This is a genomic window from Thermincola ferriacetica (assembly GCF_001263415.1).
In the GTDB taxonomy this organism is placed as follows: Bacteria; Bacillota; Thermincolia; order Thermincolales; family Thermincolaceae; genus Thermincola; species Thermincola ferriacetica.
This window is the reverse complement of sequence record NZ_LGTE01000028.1, coordinates 22046-36844: the sequence shown is the minus strand read 5'-3', so window position 1 is coordinate 36844 and position 14799 is coordinate 22046. Positions and strand designations below refer to the sequence as shown.

The window sequence follows — 14799 nt, the reverse complement described above, 5'->3', positions numbered from 1 at the left end:
CCTGAACAATTACAGCGCCACAGAAGAAAATATTGACAAGGGCAGGTATTACGTGACCGTGAGCAACATAAACAACTTCGGCATGACGGGAGAACTGGAAATCTGTGAAGAAGACTCCGTCATCATCCTGGGGAATATGTATGATGATATTTACACCCGGCCTGGAAGAGAGTAAGGCTTGGCCGATCTTCCGGTGAAACAACCGTTGCTCCGGGGCTACGGGCAGAGCCGGTGTAAACTCCGCTCGGTTGAAATCACTGAACCCGGCCAAATCGTCGTCCTGACTCAATGGCCGGGTTTCCGGCGTCCATGCCGGAAACAGTGATTTCAAGCCCTCACTGTCGTCAACACCGGCTATCTGCCCTCCGCCAGGTCGCAACTTATTGTTTCACCGGGCAGCGGCTACTTTTCCTCATACCCTGCAGGGTGGGCAGGGTTTTCCGCCTACCGTTTGGGAGCGACTGCGCCCGCAAAACCGCAGCCGGGCAGGCAGGGGGTTCCCGCATGTTCGAAGATGGCGAAGGCCGCCGGGAAGTCCGGCACTCAACTTATATAGGGCGCCCCGGGATGTTGATAAAGGAGGTTAAATGTTTTCCGGAGCGGGGCTTAAATCGTCCATCGGTCCGCGGGCCGCGTAAGCGGGAGCAGTTATCCGATGGAGATTTCGCCCGGAGCGGAGGAATCATTTAACCTCCCCTTTTCCTATCTGCGGCACGCAACATATGCTGAGTGACCGGACGGGAGGCGGCCTGACTTATTAGAAATGCAACATGAGCCATCGAGTTCGGGAACGCTGCCTGAACGGCCAGGGTTTGCAGCACCAAGCTCCCAGGTAGCGGAGACACCCTCCTACCCTGCCGCCATTCTCCAGCACCAAGCTCCGGGGTAGCCGGGCCACCTCACCCACCCTTTATTCGCCCTTTGCCAAAGTAATAGTTACATCTTTAGGTAGAGCCATGCCCGCGCTGGCTTCAATTGCCTTTAGAATACCAATGGGAACCGGGCAGGTAAGGTGAGGCAGGATTTCTTTAGCCGCGGCTAAAACCTGTGATTCCCCTTTTTTGAACAGTTCGCTCATGACGTTCAGGGTGCCCAGTTTTTCTGCCATTTTGTTTATGTGCTGGCAGCCGCTGGTGATTTTTACGCCGGCCAGATAGTCGGGGCCGGCTTCTGCCTGGACTGTTGTTTCAAAGCCACAGGCGCCGGAGTTGATTTTTGCTTTGACCATGGATATACCTCCTTAAGGTTGTTGTTAATTCCAAAGTCCGTCTGTGGGGAAATTACATAAATACTATGTTTAATGCAATTATACACCCGGACAAAAAGGCTGACAATGGTAGGCCGTACCAATATATTTGCATAATAGGAAAAGGGGAGGTTAAATTTTTTGAAAACATTTAACCTCCCCTAATTGTTTTTCGGAATAACTTTTGACAGCCCTAAAAGTTGGACCAGGTCCAACCCAAAGCAAATCCCTAAACAGGCCTTTTCGGCAAAATCACCGGAATTTTGGCCCCGTTGGCGCTATAAATGTATCCGTAACACCTGATGCGGGGCAATTTTGTTTTTGGGTCATACTTAACCTTATAGATTATTTCCATTTCATCCACTCCTTTAACAGTATTTTACCTCATTGGCCTTATTTTAATTAAAGGCGCGAAACTTGCCACCAATCGCCATATTTGGTATAATTAAATATCGTGAAAACTTGTCCTTACCCGGCGCCAGTCGCTGTTGACTGGCTACTAATCACTGGTCACTATATTTAAGGAAGGTGAAAGGATGTTAACCAAAGCTCAGGTAGAACATGTTGCCTTGCTTGCCCGTCTTGAACTGACGGAAGAGGAAAAAGAAATGTATGCTTCCCAGCTCAACGACATACTAAATCATGTTGAAGCTCTGAACAAACTTGATACCACCGATATTCCTCCGACAGCTCATGTACTTCCCCTGCGGAACGTAATGAGAGAGGATAAGGTCTGTGAACATCTGCCTAACGAAGAAGCGCTGGCCAATGCTCCGGCGAGGGAAGACGGTTACTTTAAGGTTCCGAAAATTGTTTAACATCGTTTTTTGTTTATTTTTCAGCTATAGGAGGGAATCAGATTGGCGCTGTACCGGAAAACCATTCACGAACTGCACCAATTGCTGAAATCAAAGCAGGTCAGTTCTGAGGAAATAACCAAATCGGTTTTTGAACGAATTGACCAGGTTGAAGATAAGGTCAAGGCTTTTGTAACCCAGACCAGGGAAATAGCGCTGGCCAAGGCAAAAGAGGTTGATGACAAGATTGCCAGAGGCGAAGAGATCGGCCCGCTGGCCGGTATCCCTGTTGTTATCAAGGATAATATGTGCACCAGGGGCATTTTGACCACCTGTTCTTCCAAGATGTTGCATAATTTTGTGCCGCCATATGACGCTACGGTAGTGAAAAAACTTGCTGACGCCGGAGCGGTTATGATTGGCAAATCCAACCTGGACGAATTTGCCATGGGCTCTTCGACGGAGAACTCCAGGTTCTTTCCCACCAGAAACCCGTGGGACCTGGAAAGGGTACCCGGTGGTTCCAGCGGCGGTTCGGCTGCTGCTGTCGCGGCAGATGAGACCGTTTATTCTCTGGGTTCCGATACAGGCGGTTCCATCAGGCAGCCGGCATCTTTCTGTGGTGTAGTTGGCTTGAAACCGACTTACGGTTTGGTCTCCCGTTATGGATTGGTGGCCTTCGCTTCATCGCTGGATCAAATCGGGCCTTTCAGCAAAGACGTTACGGACGCGGCCATTATTATGAATACCATAGCCGGCCATGATCCATGTGACTCTACATCGGTTAATTACAATGTACCTGATTATACAAAGTCATTGGTTAACGACGTAAGGGGCATTAAAATCGGTATTCCCAAGGAGTACTTTGTGGAAGGCATCCAGCCTGATGTGCGGGAGCTTATAGAGGATGCTATTAAGAAATTTGAATCCCTGGGAGCGGTTTGTGAAGAGATGTCCCTGCCTCATACGGAATATGCGCTGCCCGTTTATTACATACTGGCGCCCGCAGAAGCCAGTTCCAACCTGGCTCGTTACGACGGGGTAGGGTACGGCTACCGGGACGAATCAGCCGACGATATTGTCAGCATGTATATGAAAACCAGGAGTGAGGGCTTTGGCGCCGAGGTTAAACGGAGGATCATGCTGGGCACCTACGCATTAAGTTCCGGTTATTATGACGCATATTACCTGAAGGCCTTAAAGGTGCGGACTTTGATTAAACAGGATTTTGACCGGGCTTTTGAAAAATATGATGTTATTTTGACGCCTACATCTCCTTCGACGGCCTTCAAATTCGGCGAAAAATCGGACAACCCGATGGAGATGTACCTTTCCGACATCTGTACCATTGCCGTTAACCTGGCCGGTATACCGGGTATTTCGATACCCTGCGGCTTAAGTCAAGGTCTGCCTGTTGGCTTGCAGTTAATTGGCAAGCCCCTGGGAGAGGAAACTTTGTTCAGGGTTGCTTATACCTATGAACAGAACACAGACCATCATAAAGCCAAGCCCAGTTTATAGGAGGTGCAGCGATGTCAGCGGATTATGAAGTAATAATAGGTCTGGAAGTCCATGCTGAATTAAAAACTGATTCCAAGATATTTTGTTGTTCATCAACGGAGTTTGGGGGCGACCCCAACACTCATGTTTGTCCCGTATGTTTAGGTTTGCCCGGGGTTTTGCCTGTTTTGAATAAAAAAGTTGTAGAATTCGCAATTAAGACAGGATTGGCTTTAAACTGTAAGATTGCTGAATTCAGTAAATTTGACCGGAAAAACTATTATTACCCCGACCTGCCCAAAAACTACCAGATTTCACAGTATGATTTGCCCATTGCTGAGCACGGTTACCTGGATATTACCGTGAACGGTGAGCAGAAACGAATCGGTATTACCAGAGTGCATATGGAGGAAGATGCCGGAAAGCTGGTACATGAAGGCGCTACCATTGCTTCCTCCAAGTATTCCCGGGTAGATTATAACCGGACCGGCGTACCCTTGGTGGAAATCGTTTCCGAACCCGATATCAGGTCGCCGGAAGAGGCACGTTTGTACCTGGAAAAATTAAAGGCTATTCTTCAGTATATTGATGTATCTGACTGCAAAATGGAAGAGGGTTCGTTACGGTGCGACGCCAATATTTCCGTGCGCCCGGTGGGCCAAAAAGAATTCGGCACTAAGACAGAGCTGAAAAATATGAACTCCTTCCGGGCCCTGCAGCGAGCGCTGGAATACGAAGTGCAGCGGCAGATTGAGATCCTGGAAGAAGGGGGCCGGGTGGTTCAGGAAACCAGAACCTGGGATGAAAATAAAGGCATTACCTTATCAATGCGTAGTAAAGAACAGGCCCATGACTACAGGTACTTCCCCGACCCGGACCTGGTACCCCTTGTGATAGATGAAGAATGGGTTAATAAAATCAAGTCTACTTTGCCCGAACTGCCTGACCAGCGAAAGGCCCGTTATGTCGAGCAGTATGGACTGCCCGAATATGACGCTGAAGTAATTACAGCTTCCAAAGCCTTATCGGATTACTTTGACCGGTGCCTCAAATACTACGACAACCCAAAGGCATTGAGCAACTGGGTCATGGGCGAATTGCTCAAGCACCTGAACGGGGCCAATATTGATATTACCGAGTGCAAGATTTCTCCGGAAAATATGGCTGAACTGTTGACGTTAATCGATAAAGGCACTATCAGCGGCAAGATAGCCAAAACTGTTTTTGAAGAAATGTTTGCCACCGGTGAAAAACCGGAAAAGATCGTTCAGGACAAAGGCTTGGTTCAGATTTCTGACGAATCGGCAATTGCTGCCCTGGTTGATGAAGTAATTGCCAACAATCCGCAATCTGTGGAAGATTACAAAAACGGGAAAGACAGGGCTTTGGGCTTCCTTGTAGGACAAGTCATGAAAGCAACCAAAGGGAAGGCCAATCCGGAAATTGTGAATAAACTTTTAAAGGAACGGTTAAACAACTAAACCATAAACTGTTGAACAGCGTGTTGTGGCAGCCAATAGGCTGCCTTTTTTCTTTGAGGAACATTGAAAATTTAAAGCACACCCGGGCGAGGATACAGTGGTAGAGATTATTTTGCCAATGGTATAAATTTGGTTTCCCATTGAAAACCTTTCTTCCCTTCTTCCCTAATTTTTATGGTCTGCATATAATGTAATGACCTTAAGCGGGAGGGAGGTAAGAAAATGGAGAAGATTAAAGCTACGATTCAAAAATATCAAAATTCATTATTTTCCAGGGCCAATGTCTGCGGAGTGGGCATGGGCAAAAAGATGGTCAGGTCGATAAGCAGTGCGGATGCGCCGATGAGCATTGTTGTTCTGGTAAAGAAAAAACTTCCTGAAAGCGAGCTTAGAGTACACGATATTGTTCCTAAAGAGATAAACGGCATTCCCACCGATGTAATCGAAGTCGGGGATATTAAACTGCAGGCCAGCCGGACGATAAAATATAAAAAAGTACAACCGGGAGTAAGTATCGGGCATTATAAAATTACGGCCGGAACGTTAGGGGCCGTGGTTAAGGACAAAAAGACCGGGCAACTGCTCATATTGTCAAACAACCATGTCCTTGCCAACGGAAGCAACGGTAACGACGGCAGAGCCAAGATAGGAGATCCCATTTTACAGCCCGGACCCCATGATGGGGGGACGAGAAAGGATGAAATAGGCACTTTATACAAGTTTGTTCCGGTGCACCGGGAAACGGTCCAGCCGGCGTGCGCAAAAGCAGCGGCAGCAGAGTTTTGGGCAAACGTGCTGGTAAAAATGGTGGCTCCTAAGTATGTGGTCAAGGTCCTGCGGAAAACACAAACGGCAAATATTATAGATGCGGCCCTGGCCAAACCCAACGATCCCAACCGGCTTGACCCGACTATCCTGGATATTGGTCCGGTCAAAGGAGTGGCTGAAGCCGAGGTAGGGATGAACATAAAGAAAAGCGGCAGGACCACCGGAGTGACAAAAGGGCAGGTCAAAGCGGTCAATGCCACGGTCCAGGTTGATATGGGTGACGGAACGGAAGCGGTTTTTGCCGACCAGATTATTGCTTCAGGTATGTCCCAGGGCGGCGACAGCGGTTCTTTGGTATTGGATGAACAGAACCGCGCCGTAGGGCTGCTTTTTGCAGGTTCCGACAAGGTGACTATACTAAATAGGATACAAAATGTTATGGATAAATTATCTATCACTTTTTAAGGAATAGTTTATATATTGGCACCCAAGAAAAGGTGCCAATTTTAATTTTATCATTATTTTGTACCTGGTAAACAACAAATATATTCTAAATTTGTGGCTTCTCAAAAAAAAGATTTCGTGTTAGAATTAGATTATATGGCTCTCTTGGAAAAGAACCAATGCTGTATATGAGAGGGGTGGAATAATGATGGAAAAAAAGATAACAATTGTGGATACAACTTTACGCGATGGGGAGCAAACGGCCGGAGTAGTATTTGCGAACAAGGAAAAGGTAAGAATTGCCCAGATGCTTGACGAATTAGGAGTTCACCAGATAGAAGCCGGTATTCCGGTCATGGGCGGTGATGAAGAAAAAGCCGTTAAGGAGATCGTCAAGCTCGGGCTGAAGGCCAGTATTATGGGATGGAACCGGGCAGTTATTTCCGATATTGAAGAGACTCTAAGGTGCGGCGTGGACGCTGTGGCGATTTCCATATCTACTTCAGATATACATATTCAGCATAAACTACAGACATCACGCGAATGGGTGCTCGAAAATATGGTCAAAGCCGTTGAATTTGCCAAAAAGGAAGGGGTTTATATTTCCGTTAATGCTGAGGATGCTTCCCGCAGTGATATGGAGTTTCTTATCCAGTTTGCCAGGGCGGCTAAAGAAGCGGGGGCAGACAGAATCAGGTATTGCGATACCATAGGTATTTTGGATCCTTTTACTACTTATGAAAATATCCAGACGTTAAAAAAACACGTTGATATTGATATAGAAATGCATACGCATAATGATTTCGGTATGGCTACGGCCAATGCTCTAGCCGGGATAAAGGCCGGCGCTTCCCACGTGGGAGTGACCGTTATGGGCTTGGGCGAACGCGCCGGTAATGCTGCTCTGGAAGAAGTGGTGATGGCTCTCAAGCATATCTGGCAAATTGACCTGGGATTCAAGACCAATATGTTCAGGGATTTGGCCGAATACGTTTCCCTCGCTTCCGGGCGGGAACTCCCTGCCTGGAAGGCCATCGTAGGGTCAAATATGTTTGCTCATGAATCAGGCATACATGCCGACGGCGCTATTAAAAACCCTATAACTTACGAAGTATTTGCCCCGGAAGAAGTGGGGTTGGAGCGGCAAATAGTAATCGGCAAACATTCAGGTTCCAAGGCTTTAATGATGAAGTTTGCTGAATACGGCATCCACCTCAGCGAAGCGGACGCAGCCCAGCTTTTGCCAAAAATTCGGTCCCATGCCGTGGCCTTAAAAAGGTCTTTGTTTGATAAAGAGCTGGTATATATTTATGAAGAAGTTTTCGGGAAAAAACCTCTTTAGGTTTTGGAGAAAATAATAATTTCCTGTTTTGGGATGATGTGATATTATGTATTAGTGGGGATAAAAAGCACAAGAGGTGATGGAGTTTGGTCAAATTCGAAAAATACGATTTACCCAGAGAAGGTACTCCCATTACGCTGGAAAACGGAAAACTTAATGTACCGGACAACCCTATAATTCCCTTCATCGAAGGCGATGGAATCGGTCCGGATATTTGGGCTGCAGCGTCCCGGATTTTGGATGCGGCGGTCGAGAAAGCTTATGCCGGAAAGAAGAAAATTGCCTGGTATGAAGTCTATGCCGGCGAAAAGGCTTTTAATAAATTTGGCGAATGGATGCCTGCCGATACTTTAACCGCTATCAGGGAATACATAGTAGCAATAAAAGGGCCCCTGACAACTCCCGTTGGCGGGGGGATCCGTTCTTTGAATGTGGCCCTGCGCCAGGAATTGGATTTATACGTATGTTTGAGACCGGTAAGGTACTTCCAGGGAGTGCCTTCGCCAGTCAAACATCCCGAATTGGTAGATATGGTAATATTCCGGGAGAATACCGAAGATATCTATGCCGGGATAGAGTGGCCGGAAGGCAGTGAAGAAGTTAAAAAGGTTATCAAATTCCTGCAGGAAGAAATGGGAGTTAAAAAAATTCGCTTCCCGGAAACTTCCGGTATTGGTATTAAACCTGTATCCAAAGAGGGTACTTTCCGGCTGGTAAGAGCCGCCATAGAATACGCCCTGGCCAACGGTAGGAAAAGCGTAACCCTGGTGCATAAAGGCAATATCATGAAATTTACAGAAGGAGCTTTTAAGAACTGGGGTTATGAATTGGCCGAGAAGGAATACGGGGACAAGGTGTTTACATGGGCTCAATATGACAGGATTGCGGAAGCTGAAGGAACAGAGGCTGCTAGTAAGGCCCAAGCTGAAGCAGAAGCAGCAGGTAGAATAATTATCAAGGATTGCATCGCCGATGCCTTTCTGCAGCAAATACTGCACAGGCCCAAAGACTATGATGTTATTGCCACTCTTAACCTGAACGGCGACTATATTTCTGATGCTTTGGCCGCTCAGGTCGGTGGCATTGGAATTGCCCCCGGGGCCAACATAAATTATGTAACTGGACATGCTGTATTTGAGGCAACCCATGGAACAGCGCCGAAATATGCCGGTCTCGATAAGGTTAACCCGGGTTCCGTACTGTTGTCCGGTGTACTGATGCTGGAATACCTGGGTTGGAAGGAAGCCGCTGAATTAATTTATAATGCTTTGGAAAAAACCATAGTCAGTGGTATTGTAACCTACGACTTTGCCCGTCTGATGGAAAATGCCAAGGAAGTCAAGTGTTCAGAATTCGGTAATGAGGTAATCAAAAACCTGTAGAAGCGCATTTAGGATAATGGGTGCAGCATCTGAAGGTAAATGCAAAAGAGGTCAATGGTCCTGTGTATAACTAAGGAACCATTCGACCTTTTTTTAATGCTTACTTATCCTTTTTATTATCAGGCGCCAAAAATTTTTTGTCCAATTGTATACATTTGTCCGGCCAAATTGTTTATTAAAGGGGGAATTTGAACGAGTTTTCATTAATTTGGCGGGTAAGGATGGGAAAATAACTAAAGACGATTACAAAGTTCAGGGAGTAGCGGTTACCGTACCCTTTATTAAGGCATCTTCTTTAGGAGTTGTGACAGACAAATATTAACAAGGGAGCGATACTGTGCCCGTAAAACCGCAGACAAAAAGACAAGGGGTTCCCGCATGTTTGAAGATAGCAAGACATATTTCGCGGCAGCGGTCACACATGAAGCATTCAGCATGAGTTTTTTCTCCCCTGGGTCCTGGCAGACTGCGCCAGTAGGACAGGCATTTAGGCAGGCGTTGCAATTATTGTAGGCTTCAGGTTTATGCTGGAAGGTTACCGTTCACATTTTTGCAGTGGGTTCCCCAGTCATCAGTACAGTTATCGGCTATAAACATAACATGGGCAAACTCCACCTGCTCAAAATTATCTTTCAGTTTAAACTCGACTTCATGGGCCAGGTCATCCAAATCTTTAAGCTGAATGTGTTCATCAGCTTCCAGGACAAGGTAAAAAAGATATTTGTTGGGCCCTACGCTCATAGATTTGATTTTGTTTACATCTTTGACGTGGTTAATCGTTTTTACAAAATTACCGATTTCAAGGGTGGTGTTCATATCTGCAGATTCACCCGTGATAGCCTCCATATTATCTTTGGCGCTTGTTACACCGATAGCAAAAAGGATGAGCCCGATAATGACCGATGCTAAACCGTCAAAAACGGTATTATCAGCGGCCACTGAAATTCCAATGGCGATTCCGGCAATAATTAGGCCAAGGAGGGCTGCCATGTCTTCCAGGAAGACAAACCTGGTGGCGGGAGGACTTTGAGATAGGTATCTGAAGGCTTTGCCAATTGCACGGATGCCCTTTGTACTATCGCCTGCTTCGTGGCATATGGCTACTGTTGCCTTATAACAAGAAAAGAGCTCAAATAATATGCTTAGTCCCAGGATGCCCAGGTTAAGGGTAACATGCTCCAGGGGTTCGGGGTGAATTACCTTAGTGATTCCTCCGTAAATTGACAGGGCTCCACCTATAAACAGCAATCCCAGACTGGCTACAAAGGACCAAAAAAAGGCCTTTTTCCCGTGACCGAAATTGTACTTGTTATCTGCTGGCTTTTCAGACTGCTGGATTCCTATGAGCAGAAAGAAACCATTAGCCCAATCACCTACCGAGTGTTTAAACTCTGCCAGCATAGAAGCGGAACCGCTCATAATTGCCCCCACAAGCTTCATCACCGCTATAAGACCGTTGGCTAACAACGCAGCTTTTATCGCGCCTTTACTTTCCGCGGACATTCTGTTCTCTCCTTTGGAAATTAATATATATAAACAAAAACAATTCTAGCATAATCAGGTTTTTAAGTAAAGACGGTTTTTCCGCAATGAAAAAGCCTCGCCAGGGGCGAGGTGCAATCAGAATTAGGCTAGCAAAACTCAATTTGCCCGGAAGCTAAACTTTTTACCGTAACCAGGGATTCCACCCGGATTCCTTGGTTACGCAGTTCCTGGCCTCCTGACTGAAAACCTTTTTCTATCACAATACCTATCCCAACAAGGCGGGCTTTGGACTGACGGACGATTTCTACCAGCCCTTTTGAGGCGGCGCCCATGGCCAGGAAATCGTCTATGATTAGAACCCGGTCGCTAGGTTTCAGGTAGTTGGCCGATACGCTGATGGTTACGTCTTCATTTTTAGTAAAAGAATGCACCAGGGCAGAATAAATCTGACCCTGCAAGGTGGAAGGCTTATTTTTTTTGGCAAAAACCACCGGTACTTTAAGTTCCATGGCGGCAGCAAGAGCTACGGCAATTCCGGAAGCTTCAATGGTCAGTACTTTGGTAACGCCGTCGTTTTTAAACCGGTTTGCAATTTCTTTACCAATTTCTAATATTAATTCAGGGTCCAGTTGGTGGTTCAGGAAAGAATCAACCTTTAGGACTGTGTCTGAGACGACTATACCGTGCTCGCGAATTTTTTGTTTTAATAATTCCATTTTTTCAGCTCCTTGCTATCTTTCTTCCCGGTTATAAGGGAGCCCCAAAGCGGCAGGAGTCCCGACCCGGCGTCTTTTAGTTTCACTTGTGATAAAGATAAGTACTATTATAGTCATTACATAAGGGAGCATCTGTAAGAAAAACGGTGAAATGGTTTTAAGGAAAGAGGCCTGTTCCCCAAGGGCCTGGATACGGAATCCAAGGGAGTCCACCCCGCCGAAAATGTAGGCTCCTACCAGAGCCTTTCCGGGGTGCCATACCGCAAAGATTACCAGGGCCACCGCGATCCAGCCCCGTCCTACAGTCATGTTTTCTATCCAGGACGGCGCATAGGCCAGGGATAGGTAAGCACCGCCAATGCCGGCCAGCATTCCGCCGATGATAACATATATATACCTTGTTAAGTAAACGGGTATTCCCATTGAGTCGGCTGCGGCGGGGTTTTCGCCTACTGCCCGCATGTTTAGGCCCCAACGGGTATGAAAAATGAGCACCCAGAGGACGGCCACCAATAAAAAGCTCAGGTAAACAAGAGCATCATGCCGAAACAGGATAGGGCCCAGGAAAGGTATCTTTGACAAGCCGGGGATGACCACAGGCTTAAAGACATCTGGTACGGGCTGACCTATATAAGGCTTGCCCAGAAAACTGCTTAATCCTGTGCCAAAAATGGTTAGGGCCAAGCCGCTGACAACCTGGTTAGCTCTCAGAGTAACTGCAAGGAAAGCATGTATGGCGGCCATTAATCCGCCTGCTGCCATAGCGGCGAGGATACCCATCCAGTGGTTGTGGGTATGCACCGTGACAATATAACCGGAAACCGCCCCCACTAACATCATTCCTTCTACTCCCAGGTTTAGTATGCCTACCCGTTCTGAAAGGATTTCGCCAAGGGCAGCGTAAAGAAGCGGTGTTCCTGACGTAATTGCTGTAGCCAAGAGGATTACCACCAAAGGTTCGTTCATTTAGACAACTCCTTTCTTTTGGGTGGCCTTGAGTTTTAGCGAGTACCTGGTAAAAATCTCGCTTCCCAGGATAAAGAAGAGGATAGCGCCCTGCAGCATAGATACTACAGATGCCGGCAGACCTAAGGTCTGCATGTTATAGCCGCCAACCATCAGCCCGCCAAACAGGAAAGAAACCAGAATAATGGCGAAGGGATTAAGCCTTGCTAACCAGGCGACTATAATAGCCGAGTATCCGTATCCAGGGGATAAGTTTGGCTGCAGCCGTTGAGTGATCCCGGAGACTTCGGTCATACCGGCTATCCCGGCTAATCCACCGCTTAAGGCCATAACCAGCAGGATGTTTTTTGCTATATTCATGCCTGCATAACGGGCTGCTACCGGACTTTCGCCGATGACTCTTATTTCATAGCCCCACTTGGTATGCCAGAGGACGATGTAAAGGATGATCGCCAAGACCAGGCCAAAGATAAGGCCCAGGTGAATTCTTGTGTTTCCAAGGACGGGTAGAAGAGTACTGGAAGGGAATATTGCCGTCAGGGGAAAGTTCATGCCCTTCGGGTCCTTCCATGGGCCATAAACAAGGTAATTTGAAAAGAGAATAGCTACATAGTTCAACATTAGGGTTGTAATAGTTTCATTTACTTTCCACAGAGCCCTTGGCACGGCAGGGAGCAGGCCCCACAAACCGCCGGCCAGAAATGCTACCAGCAACATGAGGGAAAGATCAAGAAACCTGGAGCCTGTACTGTGGAAGAGGGCAAACCAGGAAGCGGCGACAGCGCCCATATAAAACTGGCCTTCAGCGCCAATGTTCCACAACTGCATCCTGAAAGCTATGGAAACGGCCAGACCGCACAAGAGCAAGGGCGTAGCCTTTACAACTGTTTCCGACAGACTGTAGGAGGAACCAAAGGCGCCTGTTATCATGGCTGAATAAATTTCAAGGGGATTATGTCCCGATACAGCAAGAAATACCGCGCCCACGAGGAGGGCTAGGATTACCGAAAGGATAGGGTTTAAAACCATGGCTGTTTTAGATGTATCATCCCTTTTTTCGAAAACCAACACTCGGTGGTTACCTATCGGCAGCCCGCTCATATACTCACCTCTTTTGTTTGGCCGGCCATCATCAGGCCAACTTTTTCTATGTCAAACTGCTCTCTGGAGAGGATACCCATAATTTCCCCTTCGTGCAAAACTGCAACCCTGTCCGATAAAGTGAAGAGTTCTTCAAGCTCTTCAGATATCAGAATAATGCCTTTACCGGCTGACCTTTGTTCCAGAAGTATTCTGCGTACTGTTTCAACAGCCCCTATATCCAGGCCGCGGACAGGATAGACAGCCACTATTACGTCCGGATTACCTGAGATTTCCCGCGCCAGCAGTAATTTTTGCAGATTTCCTCCGGATAAAAGCTTGACCGGTGCATCGAGTCCCGCCAGCTTAATATCGAAACGTTCTACCAGTTCGTGGGCAAAGGCACGCACTCTTTTCCAGTTGATAAACCAGCCCCGGCCAATGGATTCAGACCGGTAATTCTTTAAAATACTGTTATCAAGGGCATTAAGACTCCCAACCAACCCGGTTCCCAGGCGATCTTCCGGAATAAGGCTTACCTTTGCATCTATCATGTGCCGGGCGTTTTTGCCGTTGAAATGCTGTCCCCGTATCAGCAGTTCCCCTGCGGCGACTTCCCGAAGGCCGGCAATTACTTCCGCCATTTCTTTTTGGCCATTGCCGGCAACTCCAGCTATACCCAGTATTTCACCCTGCCTAACCTGGAGGGAGAGGTTTTTTAGCGCCCGTTGGCCCCGGTCTCCAAGGGCTGATACATTCTTAAGTTCCAGAATAATATCTCCCTTGTCTGTAAAAGGCAGGTTGTCATTTAAATTTATATCCCTGCCGACCATAGCCATGGTCAGATGTTTGTTGTCAATTTCTTTTCCGATATAAGTCCCCACAGATTTTCCGTCGCGCAGGACAGTCACCCGGTCGGCATTATCCAGGACTTCCTGCAGTTTATGGGTGATTACGATAACTCCTTTTCCTTGGTCAGCCATCCGTCGCAAAGTAGCAAAGAGTTCCCTTGATTCCTGAGGTGTCAATACAGCCGTCGGTTCATCCAATATCAGTATTTCGGCTCCCCGGTAAAGCATTTTTATAATTTCAACTCTTTGCTGCTCTCCCACGGATAACTGCCAAATCTTCGCTCTGGGGTCAATTTTCAAGCCATATTCCTCCGAGAATCGGGCCAGTTTATCCTGAACTTTTTTCATATTGATAATGAAACCTTCTTCTTTTGAGCCCATTATAATGTTTTCTGCAACGCTGAAGGACTGCACCAGGCGGAAGTGCTGATGAACCATGCCTATACCTGCGTCAATGGCATCGCGCGGGGAGGAAAAACGGGTTTTCCGACCCCTGATATATATTTCTCCTTCGTCGGGCATATAGAGGCCTGTTAATATACTCATCAGCGTACTTTTGCCTGCGCCGTTTTCTCCCAGCAGGGCATGGATTTCTCCAGGGAGAAGTTCAAAATTTACATCCTGGTTGGCAATAACCCCTGGAAATTTTTTAGTTATGGCTTGCATTTTTACAAGTGGCGCTTTCATTAAGCACTCCTCCTGAAAAGCTTTATCAAAAGTTGGCTGCTGACCCGAAGGCCA

Annotated in this window: 15 protein-coding genes; 7 read left to right on the top strand and 8 right to left on the bottom strand. The window is 47.1% G+C overall.

Going from position 1 to position 14799, the window contains the following annotated elements:
* Positions 1-379: hypothetical protein (locus Tfer_RS16645; RefSeq protein WP_052218909.1), on the bottom strand; the 379-nt coding region annotated here is incomplete at its 3' end.
* Between the two features lie 125 nt (positions 380-504).
* Between Tfer_RS16645 and Tfer_RS13810 the strand changes: the two genes are divergently transcribed.
* Complete coding sequence (locus Tfer_RS13810; protein ID WP_052218908.1) at positions 505-690, top strand: hypothetical protein; 186 nt, start codon at positions 505-507, stop codon at positions 688-690.
* A 220-nt stretch (positions 691-910) separates the two neighbouring features.
* Here Tfer_RS13810 and Tfer_RS13805 read toward each other — a convergent pair whose 3' ends face one another.
* Positions 911-1228, bottom strand: coding sequence for a DUF6951 family protein (locus Tfer_RS13805; RefSeq protein WP_052218907.1), 318 nt, complete (start codon positions 1226-1228; stop codon positions 911-913).
* A 247-nt stretch (positions 1229-1475) separates the two neighbouring features.
* On the bottom strand, positions 1476-1601 hold the full coding sequence (locus Tfer_RS17175; RefSeq protein ID WP_013119755.1) for a hypothetical protein: 126 nt from the start codon (positions 1599-1601) through the stop codon (positions 1476-1478).
* A gap of 181 nt (positions 1602-1782) precedes the next feature.
* Here Tfer_RS17175 and gatC point away from each other — a divergent pair, with 181 nt between their 5' ends.
* The 6 genes from gatC (at position 1783) to icd (ending at position 8960) form a co-directional block, all read left to right on the top strand.
* Positions 1783-2064 carry an Asp-tRNA(Asn)/Glu-tRNA(Gln) amidotransferase subunit GatC gene (gatC, locus tag Tfer_RS13800; protein WP_013119756.1) on the top strand — a complete coding sequence of 94 codons (282 nt, stop codon included), beginning with the start codon at positions 1783-1785 and terminating at the stop codon, positions 2062-2064.
* Positions 2065-2106: 42 nt separating this feature from the next.
* Positions 2107-3564, top strand: coding sequence for an Asp-tRNA(Asn)/Glu-tRNA(Gln) amidotransferase subunit GatA (gene gatA, locus Tfer_RS13795; RefSeq protein WP_052218906.1), 1458 nt, complete (start codon positions 2107-2109; stop codon positions 3562-3564).
* A gap of 11 nt (positions 3565-3575) precedes the next feature.
* A complete protein-coding gene (gatB, locus tag Tfer_RS13790) occupies positions 3576-5024 on the top strand; it encodes an Asp-tRNA(Asn)/Glu-tRNA(Gln) amidotransferase subunit GatB (protein ID WP_052218905.1) in 1449 nt (482 codons plus the stop codon).
* Positions 5025-5246: 222 nt separating this feature from the next.
* The gene (locus Tfer_RS13785; protein ID WP_052218904.1) at positions 5247-6257 is read left to right on the top strand and encodes a chymotrypsin family serine protease; all 1011 of its coding nucleotides are present in this window, start codon (positions 5247-5249) and stop codon (positions 6255-6257) included.
* A gap of 184 nt (positions 6258-6441) precedes the next feature.
* Entirely contained in the window at positions 6442-7578 is a 1137-nt protein-coding gene (gene nifV, locus Tfer_RS13780; RefSeq protein ID WP_052218903.1) for a homocitrate synthase, read from the top strand.
* A gap of 86 nt (positions 7579-7664) precedes the next feature.
* Positions 7665-8960: an NADP-dependent isocitrate dehydrogenase gene (gene icd, locus Tfer_RS13775; protein ID WP_052218902.1), complete on the top strand. Its 1296-nt coding sequence runs from the start codon at positions 7665-7667 to the stop codon at positions 8958-8960.
* Between the two features lie 522 nt (positions 8961-9482).
* On the opposite strand, the gene Tfer_RS13770 is transcribed toward icd, so the two are convergent.
* The 5 genes from Tfer_RS13770 to Tfer_RS13750 form a co-directional block, all read right to left on the bottom strand.
* Positions 9483-10463 carry a cation diffusion facilitator family transporter gene (locus Tfer_RS13770; protein WP_052218901.1) on the bottom strand — a complete coding sequence of 327 codons (981 nt, stop codon included), beginning with the start codon at positions 10461-10463 and terminating at the stop codon, positions 9483-9485.
* A 128-nt stretch (positions 10464-10591) separates the two neighbouring features.
* A complete protein-coding gene (locus Tfer_RS13765) occupies positions 10592-11161 on the bottom strand; it encodes a xanthine phosphoribosyltransferase (RefSeq protein WP_013119762.1) in 570 nt (189 codons plus the stop codon).
* Positions 11162-11176: 15 nt separating this feature from the next.
* Entirely contained in the window at positions 11177-12127 is a 951-nt protein-coding gene (locus Tfer_RS13760; RefSeq protein ID WP_052218900.1) for an ABC transporter permease, read from the bottom strand.
* A complete protein-coding gene (locus tag Tfer_RS13755; RefSeq protein ID WP_052218899.1) occupies positions 12128-13228 on the bottom strand; it encodes an ABC transporter permease in 1101 nt (366 codons plus the stop codon).
* Positions 13225-14745, bottom strand: coding sequence for an ABC transporter ATP-binding protein (locus Tfer_RS13750; RefSeq protein ID WP_052218898.1), 1521 nt, complete (start codon positions 14743-14745; stop codon positions 13225-13227). The genes Tfer_RS13755 and Tfer_RS13750 overlap by 4 nt, the downstream gene beginning before the upstream one ends.
* Between the last annotated feature and the right edge of the window lie 54 nt (positions 14746-14799).

Bases quoted from the DNA above. Each gene is read 5' to 3' on its own strand.
- Tfer_RS13765 (WP_013119762.1), bottom strand. From the start codon at position 11,161: ATGGAATTATTAAAACAAAAAATTCGCGAGCACGGTATAGTCGTCTCA.
- Tfer_RS13785 (WP_052218904.1), top strand. From the start codon at position 5,247: ATGGAGAAGATTAAAGCTACGATTCAAAAATATCAAAATTCATTATTT.
- nifV (WP_052218903.1), top strand. From the start codon at position 6,442: ATGATGGAAAAAAAGATAACAATTGTGGATACAACTTTACGCGATGGG.
- Tfer_RS17175 (WP_013119755.1), bottom strand. From the start codon at position 1,601: ATGGAAATAATCTATAAGGTTAAGTATGACCCAAAAACAAAATTGCCC.
- Tfer_RS13760 (WP_052218900.1), bottom strand. From the start codon at position 12,127: ATGAACGAACCTTTGGTGGTAATCCTCTTGGCTACAGCAATTACGTCA.
- gatB (WP_052218905.1), top strand. From the start codon at position 3,576: ATGTCAGCGGATTATGAAGTAATAATAGGTCTGGAAGTCCATGCTGAA.
- Tfer_RS13750 (WP_052218898.1), bottom strand. From the start codon at position 14,745: ATGAAAGCGCCACTTGTAAAAATGCAAGCCATAACTAAAAAATTTCCA.
- gatC (WP_013119756.1), top strand. From the start codon at position 1,783: ATGTTAACCAAAGCTCAGGTAGAACATGTTGCCTTGCTTGCCCGTCTT.
- Tfer_RS13755 (WP_052218899.1), bottom strand. From the start codon at position 13,228: ATGAGCGGGCTGCCGATAGGTAACCACCGAGTGTTGGTTTTCGAAAAA.
- Tfer_RS13770 (WP_052218901.1), bottom strand. From the start codon at position 10,463: ATGTCCGCGGAAAGTAAAGGCGCGATAAAAGCTGCGTTGTTAGCCAAC.
- Tfer_RS13805 (WP_052218907.1), bottom strand. From the start codon at position 1,228: ATGGTCAAAGCAAAAATCAACTCCGGCGCCTGTGGCTTTGAAACAACA.
- Tfer_RS13810 (WP_052218908.1), top strand. From the start codon at position 505: ATGTTCGAAGATGGCGAAGGCCGCCGGGAAGTCCGGCACTCAACTTAT.